Source organism: Paenibacillus sp. FSL L8-0638, assembly GCF_038593075.1.
Classification (GTDB): domain Bacteria; phylum Bacillota; class Bacilli; order Paenibacillales; family Paenibacillaceae; genus Paenibacillus; species Paenibacillus polymyxa_D.
Window position 1 is genome coordinate 3,900,918 of record NZ_CP151960.1, and the last position, 14,962, is coordinate 3,915,879.

Below are 14,962 nucleotides of genomic sequence, written 5' to 3' on the forward strand. Positions count from 1 at the left end.
TGTAATTATTACATAAGTTACAAGCTGACATACGGCTTCATTTTCGCCAACATTTTAGCTCCGATTCCCTTTACATGATCCAAATCATTCACACGTTTGAACGCCCCGTGCTGATTACGGTAGTTCAAAATAGCCTCGGCTTTTTTAGCCCCAACCCCTGGTAGCTCCATTAACTCGGCAGCAGTCGCCGTGTTGATGTTTACCTTCTTTTCGCCGGAAACGGGTGTAGTAACCGAATCACTTACCGTATTGGTCCTACTCGTCCTTGCACCACTCGAACTGACAATACCTGTGTCTGAGGTCGGATCCGCAACACCTGACTGCTTTACGGCACTCGAATTTCCCGCAATAGAGTTTCCGCTCAGAGCAGCAGATACACCAGTAGATATCTGCACAGTATCACTTTTCACTTTGTAAGCGGCTTCGGCATTCCTACTGCGCTCAACTTTGTCTGAAGGTTCTTTTACAGCAGGCTTTTCCTGGGCATAGTCACTGCTGCGCTGCGACCCATTTGGCTCTGAATCCATCGCCACAGCCTGCTCCACCTTATGGTTAAGTAAAGTCCACTCTTCTTGCGGCTCAGAACGCTGTCCTCCGGCAAATAAAATAAGTCCACTGCCAATTACAGCAAGCGTTATCGCTGTTCCTGTCCATACGCGTTTCATTTCCGTATCGTCCCCTACTCCACATGGATTCGGGAAATTGAGCCGACTGAAAACACCGCCTCTTTCAAACAGAGCAAGTCTGTCCAATTCCCGTTTAGCCGGAGGGTGTAAACAACCTCCATACGGTCTCGCTGTGAGCATTTTTACAATAAAGTGGTACGACCCCGGGCACGATCTAACATGCTCAGACATAAAATTCGTCATGTCGGCCAAGACCAGGCGCATACACTAAGAAGAATGACAGCTGACAGCACAGCGTCTATACCGCAAAGTATGAAAGGAGGACGTTGAACAATGAAAGTTGGATTTATCGGGACTGGCAGCATGGGAAGTCTGCTAATTGAGTCTTTTATTCATTCTAACGCACTCAAGCCGCAGCAAATATCAGCAAGTAATCGAACGCATTCCAAGGTAACCGAGCTAGCCCGTCGTTATCCAGGTTTGCATGCAGTCCAAAGCAACCGTGAAACGGCAGCGGAAAGCGATGTTCTGTTTATCTGTGTGAAGCCGCTGGAATCAAAAGCCGTAACGGATGAAATACGCAACGTCATTACAGAAGAGCAAATCGTCGTATCTATCACAAGCCCGGTGCAGATTCGTATTTTAGAGCATGCACTGAAAGCTAAAGTGTCCAAAATTATCCCCAGTATCACCCACCAAGTAGGCAGCGGAGCCTCACTATGCATCCATGGAAGCCGGATTACAGAGGAGGACCGCTTCCTTCTGGAAGAGCTTATGTCCCACATCAGCAGGCCGATTCGGGTTAAAGAATCTTATACTCGGATCACGTCGGATTTTTCGAGTTGTGGTCCTGCTTTCTTGGCCTTTTTTATGGACCAGTGGATTCAAGCCGCAGTTCAAGCTACAGGTATGGACCGCACGGAGCTATGCGCTCTGGCCGGTGAAATGATCATCGGCACTGGAAAGCTGCTCACGGAAGGCGGGATGACACCAGCCGAGTTACAGGCCAGAGTAGCGGTTCCCGGAGGTATTACCGCCGAAGCTCTCGCACTGTTGGACATCAGCCTGCATAGTGTCTTTCCCGAGCTGATACAGGTAACGCACAACAAATATGAAGAGGACATGCAAAAGATAGATGTCTCCTTCGGCTTAAAGCCAATTAACCGGCAACAATATTAACCAGCTTACCTGGAACAGCAATTACCTTGCGGATCGTTTTGCCGGCCAGTGCCTGCTGAACATTGTCCAACGCCACAGCGAATGCTTCCATCGCTTTAGCATCAAGATCCTTGGCAATCGTTGCACGCTGCACAATTTTACCATTCACTTGCACAACAATTTCCACTTCGGCGTCCACCGTCCATGCTTCATCATAAGCAGGCCAAGCCGCGTAGGTAATGCTATCATTGTGCCCCAGCAGCTGCCACAATTCCTCGGCCAGATGGGGTGCAAGCGGCGACAGCATCTGCACGAAGTTTTCCATTGCTGCACGCGGCAGAAGGTCTGCTTTATATGCATCGTTGGTGAAGATCATCAGCTGGCTGATCGCTGTATTGAAGCGCAGTGCATCCAGATCTTCGGTTACTTTTTTCAGCGTTTTATGCCAAGTACGATTGAACTCATCGCTACCGCCGTCATTTGTAATTTTATCGTTCAGGCTACCATCCTCGGAAACAAACAGGCGCCATACGCGGGACAGAAAACGATGTGCTCCCTCTACCCCATTCTCATTCCATGGCTTGGTCGCTTCCAGCGGCCCCATAAACATCTCATAAATACGCAGCGTATCGGCGCCAAACGTATTGACAATATCATCAGGATTAATGACATTACCGCGTGATTTACTCATTTTTTCATTGTTGTTGCCCAAAATCATACCCTGGTTGACCAGCTTATAAAAAGGCTCTTTCGTTTCCACTACGCCGATATCATACAATACCTTATGCCAGAAACGGGCATACAGCAAGTGAAGAACCGCATGTTCAGCTCCGCCAATATACAAATCAACAGGCATCCATTCACGTTGTTTCTCTTTGGATACAAGCTCTTTGTCATTTTTCGGATCAATAAAGCGCAGGTAATACCAGCAACTTCCTGCCCATTGCGGCATTGTATTCGTCTCGCGACGTGCTTTCATACCTGTCTCAGGATCAATGGTTTCCACCCAATCTGTTGCGTTCGCCAGCGGGGATTCACCTGTACCTGAAGGCTTAATATTGTCCATCTCCGGCAGTACGAGCGGAAGTTGGTCCTCAGGAACCGTTTTGATCGTTCCATCCTCCAGATGAATTACCGGAATCGGCTCGCCCCAATAGCGTTGACGGCTGAACAGCCAGTCACGCAGGCGGTAAGTGACTTTGCCGTGTCCTTTGCCCTCGGCTTCCAGCCATTCAATCATCTTCGGAATCGCTTCCTCGTTGGTAAGTCCATTCAGCGGGCCTGAATTCACGTGCGGTCCATCCTCAGTATATGGCTCATTAGCCACATCTCCACCTTGGACAACCTCAATGATATTCAATCCGAATTGCTTGGCAAATTCCCAGTCACGCGTATCGTGAGCAGGTACAGCCATAATCGCTCCAGTTCCGTAGCCTGCCAGTACATAGTCAGCAATCCAGATCGGCAGCTTTTCGCCGTTCACTGGGTTCACTGCATAAGCTCCTGTGAATACGCCTGTTTTATCCTTGGCCAGATCCGTACGCTCCAGATCGCTTTTACGAGCAGCTTGTTCACGGTACTGTTGTACAGCATCCTTTTGCTCAGGCGTAGTGATAATATCCACCAATTCCTGCTCTGGTGCCAGCACACAGTAGCTTGCGCCGAACAGTGTATCTGGGCGAGTTGTAAATACTGTGAGTTGCTCGTCATAGCCTTCAATTGGAAAACGAACCTCTGCCCCGGTAGACTTACCGATCCAGTTCCGTTGCATATCCTTAATACTCTCAGACCAATCCAGTTCCTCCAGATCATCCAGCAGACGATCCGCGTATTCCGTAATTTTCAGCATCCATTGACGCATTGGTTTACGGACGACCGGATGACCGCCACGCTCACTCTTACCGTCAATAACTTCTTCATTCGCCAGCACCGTTCCCAGCGCTGGGCACCAGTTCACAGGTACTTCAGCTACATATGCAAGGCCGCGCTTGTACAGCTGGATGAAGATCCATTGTGTCCATTTGTAATAATCAGGATCCGTCGTGCTGATTTCACGATCCCAGTCGTAGGAGAAGCCGAGCGATTTGATTTGACGGCGGAAGTTATTTACGTTTTTCACCGTAATTTCGCGTGGATGCTCCCCTGTATCCAGCGCATGCTGCTCCGCAGGCAGACCGAAGGCGTCCCAACCCATCGGATGCAGTACGTTGTAGCCGCGCATTCTTTTATAACGTGAAACAATATCCGTAGCTGTGTAGCCCTCTGGGTGGCCTACATGCAGACCGGCTCCAGATGGGTACGGAAACATATCCAAAGCATAAAACTTCGGTTTGCCCGGTTCTTCCCCGGTGCGGAACGTCTTGTTCTCATCCCAATATTTCTGCCATTTTGGTTCAATACTTTGCGGTTGATAGCCGTGCTTCGGCTGTGTGTCTGTCATTGTCTTTTCCTCCTCAAACGGTATGCAACAAAAAAACCTCTGCATCCCGTAGCGTGTCAGCGCTAGGGACGAGAGGTTATATTCCCGTGGTACCACCCTAGTTAGCAGAAAGCGTTCTTCGCGTTCTACTCCCTTTGCACCTGATAACGGAGGTGATCCGATGCGGGTTAATAACAGGATACAAGCACCAGTATAGGGCGTTCCTGCGTTGGACGCATATCTCCGAGGCGAGTTCACTTTGTGCTGTCAACCGGCTTGCACCACCCGCCGGCTCTCTACATGTCCAGACAAAGCTACTATTCCTCATCAGCGATTGTTTAACCGTTAATAATGGCACTATTATATTGAAAACCGCGAAAAAAGTCAAATAAGGACTACCTTTGGTGTTAAGAACCCTCTCCATACTAATTGTTCATGACACATGCATACGAATGTTTTATAATAATTCCGAGTTAAATCGCTTCAAATTGAGATGAGTTGAGATAAGAAAGGTGAGCTGAGAAATGGCACAGATTAAAATTTACGGAATAAAAGAGACTCTAAATCCAATCAAAAAGCAACTTTCAGAGGTGATTCATTCTGCTGTGATGGATGCGCTCAAATATCCTCCTGACAAGAGGTTTCATCGTTTTTTTCCTATGGATCAGGAAGATTTTATATATGCCGATGGTCGCTCTGGGGCGTACACCATTATTGAAATCAGTATCTTTGAAGGCAGAACGATAGAAGCTAAGAAGCAACTCATTAGCCTGTTATTCCAAAGAATTAACGATCTTTTGGGTATTTCTCCACAGGATCTTGAGATTACTATATTTGAAACACCCAAACAGAACTGGGGCATTCGGGGTGTACCGGGTGATGAGCTTCAGTTGAACTATAAAGTGAATATATAAGTGCAAAAAGACGCCCTTCATGTCATCATGAAAAGCGTCTTTTTTTTCCCATATTCGTTCAATGAATCTTTGCTATTTTACAGCAACATAAAACAGTCTCGCCGCGTCATCTTCTGCTTCTACCCATTCAAAATCCGCATATACCTTCACATCGCGAAAACCCGCTTTGGACAATTCTGCCTTCATCCAGTCTGGGTCATAGGCACGTTGTACATGTATTTCCTCGAAACGCTGGTATAGATCGCGTCCTTCATGTTCTGCTTTCGCAAAGATACTAAGATGATGCTCAATTTCACAACGGGGAGTGTCCAACGCACATGTCCAGATATATGAGATAGAGCGTTCGTCCAGTACGAAAGGCTGCTCTTCATCATAACGTAAAAACGTCTGGGGATGATGCACATCGAACAAAAAGGTTCCGCCAGGCTTCAGACCAGCATGCGTTCTGCGAAAAGTAGAAATGATATCTTCTTCCTCCAACAAGTAATTCAGACAATCGCAAAAAGAAATTACAGAATCCACAGGCTCGGGTAAAATCCATTCTCTCATATCCTGCTGTATCCAGCGAACGCTTCCCTCACGAAACAATCGCTGTCCCTGTGGAGTAGTTTCCATTTTGCGACGGGCTACTGCCAGCATGTCAGAGGATAAGTCGATTCCAGCCACTTCGAACCCAGAGTTAACCAGGGGAATCGTAATTGAACCCGTTCCGCAGCCCAGCTCGGCCACCGTATGCGGCATCCCGTACTGATCCCAAGCCTGCCGTGCAAAGCGCAACCAGTCCGGGTACGGCATGTCCTGCATCAGCTCATCATACACATAGGCAAACTTCCGGTAAGAAGCCATTTTTCATTCCCCATTCCCGTCCTTCGGTTTCGGCATTTTCTCCACCAGGTAGGTCCAGTTTTCCTTTTGTGTAACCATTCCTTCCTTCATCAGCTTGCCCATCGCACGCTTGAAGGCGGATTTACTAATACCAAACCGTTGCTTGATAATATCGGGTGGTGTTGCATCGGAGTAAGGCATGCCGCCGCCCGGACGCTCTTTCAGAAAAGCAATCAATCGATCCGCATCCTCATCACGGCCCACTTCCTTGCGTGGCGACATCGCCAGATTGACCCGACCGTCTTCGCGAACAAGCGTGACCCGTACCTTAACCTCTTCGCCCAAGCGAAGCATCCGGTTGCGTTCCGAGGAGTGAATCATCCCAATCGCGCCAAAACCAAGCACCCCTCCGTCTACCAGAACGAATGTGCCCATTTGAAGCGGCTTGTACACAGTCGCCTGCACCCACGTATTCAGCCACGAATCAGGGGCGTGGAAGCACAACGGAGCCAGTTCCTGTTCCCCTGCCAGCTTAGCCCGCAATCTGCCTTGCTTGTCATGCTCCATAATGGCATACACGTAGTCGCCCACCCGAGGATGCAAATCTCGGTTTTCTGGCAACTCACGAATCGGCAGCAAAAGCTGACGACCCAATCCCATCTCCAGGAAACAACCCAAACGCGGATGCACATCGGCCACCTCAAGCTTAGCCATTTCGCCCAACGACAAGAACGGCTTTTTCATGGTTGCGGCCAAACGGTCCTCTGTATCGTGAAAAATAAATACCTCCAACCGTTCACCAACTTCAATTTCACGTGTCAGTTCCGTATAGTGCAGCAGCACATCCTGCTCACCAACAGTGAGAAAGTAGCCGAAAGGAGATACCTCACGATCCACCATAATGGTGACATAAGTACCGGCGATCAAACTCATACCTTTTCCACAACCTTAGCATCCGACCAGAGTCGTTCAATGTTGTAATATTCGCGCTCGTCGCGATGGAAGACATGCACTACGACATCCCCCAAATCCATTAGAACCCAACGGGCGGAATCCATTCCTTCGATTCCTTTGATAGTTACACCTTCATCATGAGCGCGTTTGCGAATTTCTGTTGCAATCGCCTGTACCTGTGTATCCGAATTACCGTGGCAGATGACAAAATAATCAGCTACTAGTGATATTCCCCGCAAATCCAGTGCGACAATATTCATTGCTTTTTTATCATTTGCGGCATCAACCGCTGTTTGCATTAATTGCTCATTAGTTAGGGTCATTCATGAACCTCCGTTTTCCTCTGTTTTAGTTGTTGAATCAAGTCATTGCGCGACAAGACTGTCAGTGGAAAAATAACCTTTTTCTTCTCCAGCAACAATGAAATTGTGGAGTCAAATCCAGCGACAAGGCCCTGCTCCAAGCTTTTCTTTGCCTGTTTACGGATATGCTCAACCCCGGGAAAATCCCGTCCCGGTTCGATGTAATCAGCGAGACACACGACTTTGTCCAGCAGGCTCATACCTACGCGTCCTGACGTATGCCAGCGGATCGCATTCCTTATTTCAGGATCATCCACTCCGTAATCTCTTGCTGCAACGCAGTATCCTACCTCTGAATGCCAGAGCTGCTTGTCATGTTCCAAAAGCTCCTGATCACATTCGGGATGACTGCGAATCACCTCTTCCATCTGCTGAACAGGCCAATATTTCGCTACATCATGCAAAATAGCCGCCAGTTCGGCCTTATCCGGATCTGCTCCATAGCGCTTTGCAAGCTCCACTGAGGTATGCATAACACCTAGTGTGTGCTTCCAGCGTTTTTCAGGCATTTGACCAGATACGGCTTCCATTAATTGCTCACGGCTGTACTTCATACAAACCGCCCCTTGTAATATAGTCATGCACTCGATCAGGCACAAGATAACGGATAGTGCGCCCTTCCGCAGCACGCTCTCGAATATCCGTGGACGAAATGTCCACCACTGGCATATCTGCCAACAGTACCTTGTCCTGCAAATAATGTGGCAACTCATCCATTGCAAGCTGGAATCCTGGTCGCCGAACACCAATAAAACAAATTCGCTGCGCCAGTTCCTCAATTCCCTGCCAATGAGGCAAGTAGTTCACCATATCCGCACCAATAATAAAATAAAAATCCACAGCAGAATGCAACTCCTGAAGCTCCTTGATCGTGTCAATGGTATAGGATACTCCCCCGCGAAGCACTTCAATATCCAGCACTTCAAAAGCAGGATGACCCGCCACCGCTTCACTCGTCATCTCCAGACGCTCTTTACCGCTCGCCCCCGCCTGATGCTTGTGCGGAGGAATATGAGAAGGCATAAACCATACTTGATCCAGCCCATAGGCATCTCTTGCCGCTTCTCCAGCCAGCAGATGTCCAATATGAATCGGGTCAAATGTACCACCCATAATACCGATTTTCATAATTTTCTCCCCGCATGTTATCCTCTAGGCAACTCAATTTCCTTATGATCACGGGATTCTTTGTACAAAATAATAGTGCTCCCGATGATCTGTACGAGCTCAGAACCTGTCTCCGCGGCCAGTTCTTCCGCAATTTCATGCTTGTCGTCCAAACAGTTGTTCAAAATTTGTACTTTCATCAGCTCACGCTTTTCAATCGCATCGTTGATGTGACGCATAAGATGCTCATTCGTACCGTTTTTGCCTACTTGAAAAACCGGGTCCAAATGATGCGCCATTGAGCGCAGATATCTTTTTTGTTTACCTGTTAACATGTATATTTAACCCCTTCGTCGCCACATATGCAATGCAGCATTTCCATAATTTTAATGTACCCTCTTACTTACGACAGGCTACTCAGCACAGCCGCTCTCATTTGCTCTACAGCAGGGACAACCCCTGTAAAATACTCAAAAGCCACAGCCCCCTGGTACACGAACATGCCCAAGCCCCCATGTACAGTGCAGCCGCGCTGTTCACGGCTTTCCTGTAAAAGTCTCGTTTCCAACGGGTTGTAGATCAAATCACTCACAATGATTCCCTCCGGAATCAAGCTCGTTTCCAGTGGAAGTTCATCCGATAAAGGAGACATTCCCACCGAGGTTGTGTTAATCAACACATTCACTGTGGCGAGCACGCTCTTGGCATCCTCGTTGGAATAACCCCTCACTGGGATCGTTTCCGTCGTCCACTCTAATGCCAGTTGCTCAGCTTTGTCACGTGTTCGGTTCAAAATAATGACCGATTCCGGTTGCTCCTCCAACAGAGCATGAATCACGCCACGAGCAGCCCCTCCGGCTCCAAGCACAGCAATTCTTGCTCCCTTCAACTCGACAGAAGTCTCTTCTTTGAGGGAACGTACGTAGCCAATTCCGTCCGTGTTATACCCCTTAAGCCGTCCATTATCATTTACTATCGTATTGACAGCGCCAATGAGTCTGGCACCTTCATCAATCTCATCCAGATATTTCATAACCTCGACTTTATGGGGAATCGTCACATTGACTCCGCGGAAATGCAAAGCGCGAATCCCCTTCATGGCATCTTTCAGCTGATCCGGTTTTACATGAAGAGGTACAAAATCTCCTTCAATCCCCGCTGCCTGCAAAGCTATTTTATGCATAAGAGGCGATTTGGAGTGCTTGATTGGATCACCCAATACGCCCAATAGTACAAGACCTTGTTCAGTCGCTTCAGACTCCCCGCTGTTCATCGTCGCTCTCCCCCATATTGCAAAATATTAGGCCGCACAAATACATGAATGGCGGCAGGAACCAGTACAGTACCTGTTCCTTGCCGCCCTATAACATGGTTACAGCAACGTTATATCAACGCAGGCCGCAAAAGCACACGGACTCCCCGAGGAGCATGAACCGCAACCAGAGCTCCGTTCTCGCTATTTACCCTGATCCATCCCAAACCGGAAATATAGATGTCCGATGGAGACTTGCGTGGCACGCGGAACTCATGTCTTGTCCATTCCGGCATCTCTGCCAATTGATCGCGTGTTGGCGGAGATAACAATTCCCCGGCATGATCAGCGAACAACTGATCAGCTCGCTCCAGCTTCGTGCGATGTATCTTAAGACCACCGTTAATGTAGCAGGTAAAAGATTGGTGCTGACCGTCGACAAAATCAAATCGGGCCATACCGCCGAAAAACAATGTTTGTCCGGCATCAAGCTGATACGCAGCAGGCTTCAGCGGCTTGTCCGGCATAATAGCGCTCAAGTCCTGACGGGAGACGATCTCACTGAATCGCCAAGGGTATACAATACCCGGAGTATCAATAATGTCCTTGCCGTCGTCGAGCGGAATATTCACCATATCGAGTGTAGTTCCCGGGTAACGGGACGTTGTGAGCTCCTGCTCCATGTCGCTATAATCACGAATCAAACGGTTAATGAGCGTGGATTTACCCACATTTGTCGCTCCAACCACATATACATCGCGGTTACCACGGAGCTCAGATACCACATCCAAAAGACGGTCAAAGCCCTGATTTTTTTTAGCTGAGCACAGTACGATTTCTTCCGTGCGAAGCCCTTGCTCCTTCGCTTGCTTTTGTACCCAGTTACGTACCTTGTTCCAATTCGTTACCTTAGGCAGCAAATCGGTCTTGTTTACAGCCAGTATAACCGGATTAGAGCCTACAAAGCGTTGCAGACCGGAAATCAAGCTGCCTTCAAAATCAAAAATATCTACAATGTGGATAACGAGTGCATCCTTGTCGCCAATCTGGCTGAGCAGCTTCAAGAACTCATCTTGATCCACTGTCACTGAAGACGTCTCATTATAGTTTTTGATTCGGAAACAACGCTGACAAATGACAGGTTCGCGAGTAAGCAATTTTTCAGGAATAAATCCCGGAAGCTCCGGGCTAGTGGTCTGCACGGTTATACCGCAACCACTACATTTGACGGCAGTGCCGCCGTCAGGTCTTTCAGTCATTCTTCTTTTCCTCCTCAAGCCATAAGCCTTTCTTACGTAACCTTGTGAGCGCGATTCGCTCCAACCGCCGATTAAATCGAGTCATGACTCCTTCATCATGAATGGATATCGGTAGCACCAACACCGTATGCAACCCCAGTCGGTTACCTCCCAATACGTCCGTCAACATTTGGTCTCCGACCATAATAGTTTCTTCCGGAGTCAGCCCCATCATACGGATGGCTCTACGAAAAGACGAGTTGGAGGGCTTCCGTGCGGCATGTATAAATTCAATGTCCAAAGGCGTAGCAAACACGGATACACGGTCCATATTGTTGTTAGACACGATGACAAGCTTAAAACCCGCCTGTTTGACCTTCTCAAACCAGGCCACCAGCTCGGGAGTTGCATTCGGCGCTTTTGCGCCGACCAGCGTGTTATCCAGATCCGTAATAATGCCGCGATATCCTTGAGCATATAAGCCTTCAAGATCAATATCAAAGACGGTATTCACCCGTAATTTGGGCATCAGCATTTCAAACAACGTCGGTCACCTCAGTTTCATACGACAAACTATACCATATTACTATGGCTTAGTAAAAAGCTATCCGCAACAAACGGACAGCTTTTTCACTAAATATATAGCTAAAGACTAAAATAGACGTTTTATCCAGCCTTCTTTGTGTAACAGAGAGGCTTGCTTGCGAACCATATGCCAATCTTCTGCGGTTACGGATGAGGGACTATAACGCGCCTGTTCAAATCGTCCAAGCAGCTGATGTAAAATTGAAGCCTGTTCCGGTACTTCTAGCGACCATCTATCAACTGATTCCCTCAGTGTCTCGTGACTGGCGCGGACAAATCCCCTTCTTCGCATGTACCTTAACCAGTGCTCAGTTTCGACGACCACCTTTTCATCCGGAGTCAACGGCTTACCTCTGCGTAAACGCAGCAGGTAAAAGTGAAGGTCTGCCCGATTACGCCAGACGATATAAGCAGCCCACAACAGCAGAATTGCAGCAGCAGAACCTATAATTACAGGATGAATCTTTGAAGCTTCCTCCGGATTAGTCTGCGGGGTCTGCTCAGGCTGTTCCGGTTCAGACTGATCTTTAACCTCTGGGGCTTCTGGAGTCTTTGAATCCTCCTGTTCCGTAAGCAGCGGCATATCAAAGCCAGGCGTTGCTTCTACAGGAACCCAACCGTATTCACCTAAATATACTTCCGCCCAGGAATGAGCATCCGCATTTGTCACGGAGTAAGAGGACATATTTTCGTCACCTTCACCCGTTGTTGCATCATCTGAAAACGTCTGCTGACCAGGTGCATACCCTTTAACCCAACGGGCTGGAACCCCAACGGAGCGAGCCATCATGACTAATGAGGTGGAATAATAATCGCAATAGCCCTCCCGAATCTCAAACAGAAAGGCATCCACAAAATCTCTGCTTCTTTTCCGTGAGAGATCCGGATTGTTCGTATATGCATAATTTTGCTGCAAATACTGCTGTAGTAATCCGACTTTTTCATATGGCGTTTTCGCCGTTGACGTTACGTTCTGAGCCAAATCACGAACCCGCTGTGGCAACTCATCTGGAATTTGTAGATAGGCTTCCTGTTTGTTTTTTCCGTACAACTCATTAAAAGTTTTTGTGCGTAGCTCTTTCTCAGGGATCACAGGGACATGCGATACCAGAGTATACGTTTTAGGATAAGCAGTTCTTCGGGAGGATGGATTCCAAAGCAGTTCCGCCTGTTCCGGCTTCCAACGTAACCCGTCTGCCCGTGAATCTCTGTCCACCGATTGAACACGCTGCACCGAATAAGCGCCAAATAAAACAGGATAGCTTTGGTCGTTTTGCATCGTAATGGTCTGAACGACCTGCTCAGTCGAATGCCGCGTTTCTTGTGTGTTTTCAAGCTCTGCGGTCATTGGAACATCATTTAACGTTTGATCATCGTTGCCCTTGTCACTCCAGCCTGTACCGGAATAGGTTCGTTTCGTTTCCCCCCGCCAATAGCTTCGTTGAGTGGTCGTGATGGTCATGACAGGAGAATAGTCAAAATTAAAACCTCCCCCCAACCGATTATCCTGGCGACTATAACCCGATGCAGTGTTCATCCGCTGATCCAGTGCCCCAGATCCATTGTTGATCCCGGCGGTAGTTGAGCTATTTCTCTGGGTCCACGCTGTATAGGGATCCGTCAAAGCGGGCTGTACCTCGGGCATATTGACACCAGCCATAATAATGAGCGCAAAAATGACCGCAATATTGGCTACTATTTTATATGGATAGCGCCGAATATGCTTCCATCCTTGAGGATAATGCTGCCGAAAATACTGCAGATGCTGCGTCACCAGCCAACCCATACCAGCAAAGACGATCCAAGCAACCTCCTCCCACAGCACAGTTGGCGTGAAGGAATCAAGTACTGCCAGCGCGGCAATGTTAATACCCACAAAAACAAGAATCCGCTGCTTCGTTGTAACGATGAGCGGCACCATTTCAATAACTAGCCAAGCGATGAGGGAAAACCAAATATAAGGTGACATATTGGAAATAAACTGGTCCAGGCGATTGGCTACCCCTCCGAAGGGGATAATGATTGAATAAGACACCAATGTCCGATACAAAATAAAAAACAGCGCCATCGCCTTAACAATAAATTCAATCCAGGGACGAAATGGTAGTACAATCTTCACCAGAGCCAGCATTGTAATGGTCATTAGTACGAGTGCTCTTGTCTCTTCCAACCATAATTCGGAAGCAAAAGAAACCCATTGCATGGCAATAATAATAATCCATAAAAATGTAAAAGCGGGGACCCAGGAACCCTTTAACGATTGTAACCAGCTCTTCATAGTGTCCCTCCCCCCATTACAGCCGGGAGCTCTTCAAGGCTCTCAACATCGTAGCCCTTAATTCCCCTTGCACGAAGCATGCTCATCCATTCTTCAGCTTCTCCCTCAGCAGAACCTTCTCCAATATAGACATGGCACGGAGTCATTCCCCGGGTATCGGCCCAGCGAAGAAGCTCCATCGCCTGATAATCCTTCAGCGGACTAATCAGTATAAAATAACAGCCTTGCGGAAACTGGCGCACACTGCTTTCTACAGCGGATTTCAAGCTACCTTGTGAAGTGGTGTGTATGTCTACCAAGTGATGCATCATTCGTTGTCGTTCCATTGTCTGCTCACTTGGTTGAAAGACGGTGCCTTTCTCTCCAGCTGTGCACAATCCAACCCCCATTCGCTCCCGTCCACCATATTCCAGCAATGAAGCGGTAGAGGATACAGCTAGCTCAAACTGTTCGGCGTTCACATAATGCTTCATGTGTACGTCCAGCACAAGCATCGTTTTGGGAACTGTCTCATGCTCAAATTCCTTGGATTTCCAGCTACCTGTACGCGCCGTCGCATTCCAGTGGATGCGCGAAAACCGATCTCCATATACATAATCCCGTACACCGTTAATTTGTGTCGTTTCACGCCGCGTTCGAGTTTGAACGGTCTGCGGTCCAGACATTCTTGAGCGACGGTCATTCATCTGCCAATACGGAATGAATACCGTTCGGGGCAGCACCCGAAATTCACCGCGTGCGTTCAAGCTGCCTTTGTGCTCCAACAGACCGAAGATGTCCTCACTCACACATTCCGTTTCCTCAAAGTGATAGCTTCCTCGCTCTAAAGCGGGAGTCTGAAATGTAAGCTGACCGCCCCCTTTTAGACTGGGAATGACACTATCCTCAAACGACCAGGACTCACCTGTATGTCGCTTAAGGACCTCACGGACAATGACATAGGGTAACGGAAGAAATCCAGGAATGCTGAGGCTCAGCTTTACATGCACTTGATCTCCTGCATGCAGCAGTTCTCCAAACTCCGAGCCTTGCGAAAGCTGCCGGGAGCCTTGCACACGGCGAACTCCGCTCAAACCAACGATCCATAAATAAACGATTAACAGCGTAACCATAGACAACAGCATGACCGACGTCTTGCCGCCCTGAAACAACAAATATAGCAGGCACACCACCCATATGACCACCAGAAGCCAGATGCGGCCTGACAGCCGGGGAAGCCTGCGCTTCCTTTTGACCATATTCAT

At 48.2% G+C, this 14,962-nt stretch carries 15 protein-coding genes and 1 other annotated feature; of the genes, 2 read left to right on the top strand and 13 right to left on the bottom strand.

Features of this window, described 5'->3' with window-relative positions; translation table 11 throughout:
* Positions 1-17: 17 nt before the first annotated feature.
* A complete protein-coding gene (locus MKY35_RS17360; protein WP_342444340.1) occupies positions 18-665 on the bottom strand; it encodes a helix-hairpin-helix domain-containing protein in 648 nt (215 codons plus the stop codon).
* Between the two features lie 294 nt (positions 666-959).
* Between MKY35_RS17360 and comER the strand changes: the two genes are divergently transcribed.
* Entirely contained in the window at positions 960-1,805 is an 846-nt protein-coding gene (gene comER / locus MKY35_RS17365; protein WP_340932695.1) for a late competence protein ComER, read from the top strand.
* Here the strand turns inward: comER and leuS are convergent.
* Positions 1,786-4,224, bottom strand: coding sequence for a leucine--tRNA ligase (gene leuS, locus MKY35_RS17370; protein ID WP_165148967.1), 2,439 nt, complete (start codon positions 4,222-4,224; stop codon positions 1,786-1,788). The genes comER and leuS overlap by 20 nt on opposite strands.
* 61 nt (positions 4,225-4,285) lie before the next feature.
* Positions 4,286-4,543 (bottom strand) — a binding site (T-box leader).
* A gap of 184 nt (positions 4,544-4,727) precedes the next feature.
* Between leuS and MKY35_RS17375 the strand changes: the two genes are divergently transcribed.
* Positions 4,728-5,117: a tautomerase family protein gene (locus tag MKY35_RS17375; RefSeq protein ID WP_342444341.1), complete on the top strand. Its 390-nt coding sequence runs from the start codon at positions 4,728-4,730 to the stop codon at positions 5,115-5,117.
* Between the two features lie 72 nt (positions 5,118-5,189).
* Here MKY35_RS17375 and MKY35_RS17380 read toward each other — a convergent pair whose 3' ends face one another.
* The 11 genes from MKY35_RS17380 to MKY35_RS17430 form a co-directional block, all read right to left on the bottom strand.
* Complete coding sequence (locus tag MKY35_RS17380) at positions 5,190-5,963, bottom strand: class I SAM-dependent methyltransferase (protein WP_307347115.1); 774 nt, start codon at positions 5,961-5,963, stop codon at positions 5,190-5,192.
* 3 nt (positions 5,964-5,966) lie between these two features.
* Positions 5,967-6,875: a S1-like domain-containing RNA-binding protein gene (locus MKY35_RS17385; RefSeq protein WP_029515375.1), complete on the bottom strand. Its 909-nt coding sequence runs from the start codon at positions 6,873-6,875 to the stop codon at positions 5,967-5,969.
* Positions 6,872-7,219: a ribosome silencing factor gene (gene rsfS / locus MKY35_RS17390; protein WP_013311194.1), complete on the bottom strand. Its 348-nt coding sequence runs from the start codon at positions 7,217-7,219 to the stop codon at positions 6,872-6,874. The genes MKY35_RS17385 and rsfS overlap by 4 nt, the downstream gene beginning before the upstream one ends.
* Positions 7,216-7,812, bottom strand: coding sequence for a bis(5'-nucleosyl)-tetraphosphatase (symmetrical) YqeK (gene yqeK, locus MKY35_RS17395; RefSeq protein WP_342444342.1), 597 nt, complete (start codon positions 7,810-7,812; stop codon positions 7,216-7,218). The genes rsfS and yqeK overlap by 4 nt, the downstream gene beginning before the upstream one ends.
* Positions 7,796-8,386: a nicotinate-nucleotide adenylyltransferase gene (gene nadD, locus MKY35_RS17400; protein WP_029515377.1), complete on the bottom strand. Its 591-nt coding sequence runs from the start codon at positions 8,384-8,386 to the stop codon at positions 7,796-7,798. The genes yqeK and nadD overlap by 17 nt, the downstream gene beginning before the upstream one ends.
* Before the next feature lie 17 nt (positions 8,387-8,403).
* Complete coding sequence (gene yhbY / locus MKY35_RS17405; protein ID WP_013311197.1) at positions 8,404-8,700, bottom strand: ribosome assembly RNA-binding protein YhbY; 297 nt, start codon at positions 8,698-8,700, stop codon at positions 8,404-8,406.
* 68 nt (positions 8,701-8,768) lie between these two features.
* Positions 8,769-9,638, bottom strand: a complete 870-nt coding sequence (aroE, locus tag MKY35_RS17410) for a shikimate dehydrogenase (RefSeq protein WP_342444343.1) — start codon at positions 9,636-9,638, stop codon at positions 8,769-8,771.
* Between the two features lie 110 nt (positions 9,639-9,748).
* Positions 9,749-10,876, bottom strand: coding sequence for a ribosome biogenesis GTPase YqeH (gene yqeH / locus MKY35_RS17415; RefSeq protein ID WP_342444344.1), 1,128 nt, complete (start codon positions 10,874-10,876; stop codon positions 9,749-9,751).
* On the bottom strand, positions 10,869-11,399 hold the full coding sequence (locus MKY35_RS17420) for a YqeG family HAD IIIA-type phosphatase (protein WP_013311200.1): 531 nt from the start codon (positions 11,397-11,399) through the stop codon (positions 10,869-10,871). The genes yqeH and MKY35_RS17420 overlap by 8 nt, the downstream gene beginning before the upstream one ends.
* 108 nt (positions 11,400-11,507) lie before the next feature.
* Complete coding sequence (locus tag MKY35_RS17425) at positions 11,508-13,718, bottom strand: transglutaminase domain-containing protein (protein WP_342444345.1); 2,211 nt, start codon at positions 13,716-13,718, stop codon at positions 11,508-11,510.
* Positions 13,715-14,962 carry a DUF58 domain-containing protein gene (locus tag MKY35_RS17430; protein ID WP_342444346.1) on the bottom strand — a complete coding sequence of 416 codons (1,248 nt, stop codon included), beginning with the start codon at positions 14,960-14,962 and terminating at the stop codon, positions 13,715-13,717. Before MKY35_RS17430 ends, MKY35_RS17425 begins: the two co-directional genes overlap by 4 nt.

Bases quoted from the DNA above. Each gene is read 5' to 3' on its own strand.
- MKY35_RS17360 (WP_342444340.1), bottom strand. From the start codon at position 665: ATGAAACGCGTATGGACAGGAACAGCGATAACGCTTGCTGTAATTGGC.
- comER (WP_340932695.1), top strand. From the start codon at position 960: ATGAAAGTTGGATTTATCGGGACTGGCAGCATGGGAAGTCTGCTAATT.
- leuS (WP_165148967.1), bottom strand. From the start codon at position 4,224: ATGACAGACACACAGCCGAAGCACGGCTATCAACCGCAAAGTATTGAA.
- MKY35_RS17375 (WP_342444341.1), top strand. From the start codon at position 4,728: ATGGCACAGATTAAAATTTACGGAATAAAAGAGACTCTAAATCCAATC.
- MKY35_RS17380 (WP_307347115.1), bottom strand. From the start codon at position 5,963: ATGGCTTCTTACCGGAAGTTTGCCTATGTGTATGATGAGCTGATGCAG.
- MKY35_RS17385 (WP_029515375.1), bottom strand. From the start codon at position 6,875: ATGAGTTTGATCGCCGGTACTTATGTCACCATTATGGTGGATCGTGAG.
- rsfS (WP_013311194.1), bottom strand. From the start codon at position 7,219: ATGACCCTAACTAATGAGCAATTAATGCAAACAGCGGTTGATGCCGCA.
- yqeK (WP_342444342.1), bottom strand. From the start codon at position 7,812: ATGAAGTACAGCCGTGAGCAATTAATGGAAGCCGTATCTGGTCAAATG.
- nadD (WP_029515377.1), bottom strand. From the start codon at position 8,386: ATGAAAATCGGTATTATGGGTGGTACATTTGACCCGATTCATATTGGA.
- yhbY (WP_013311197.1), bottom strand. From the start codon at position 8,700: ATGTTAACAGGTAAACAAAAAAGATATCTGCGCTCAATGGCGCATCAT.
- aroE (WP_342444343.1), bottom strand. From the start codon at position 9,638: ATGAACAGCGGGGAGTCTGAAGCGACTGAACAAGGTCTTGTACTATTG.
- yqeH (WP_342444344.1), bottom strand. From the start codon at position 10,876: ATGACTGAAAGACCTGACGGCGGCACTGCCGTCAAATGTAGTGGTTGC.
- MKY35_RS17425 (WP_342444345.1), bottom strand. From the start codon at position 13,718: ATGAAGAGCTGGTTACAATCGTTAAAGGGTTCCTGGGTCCCCGCTTTT.
- MKY35_RS17430 (WP_342444346.1), bottom strand. From the start codon at position 14,962: ATGAATATGGTCAAAAGGAAGCGCAGGCTTCCCCGGCTGTCAGGCCGC.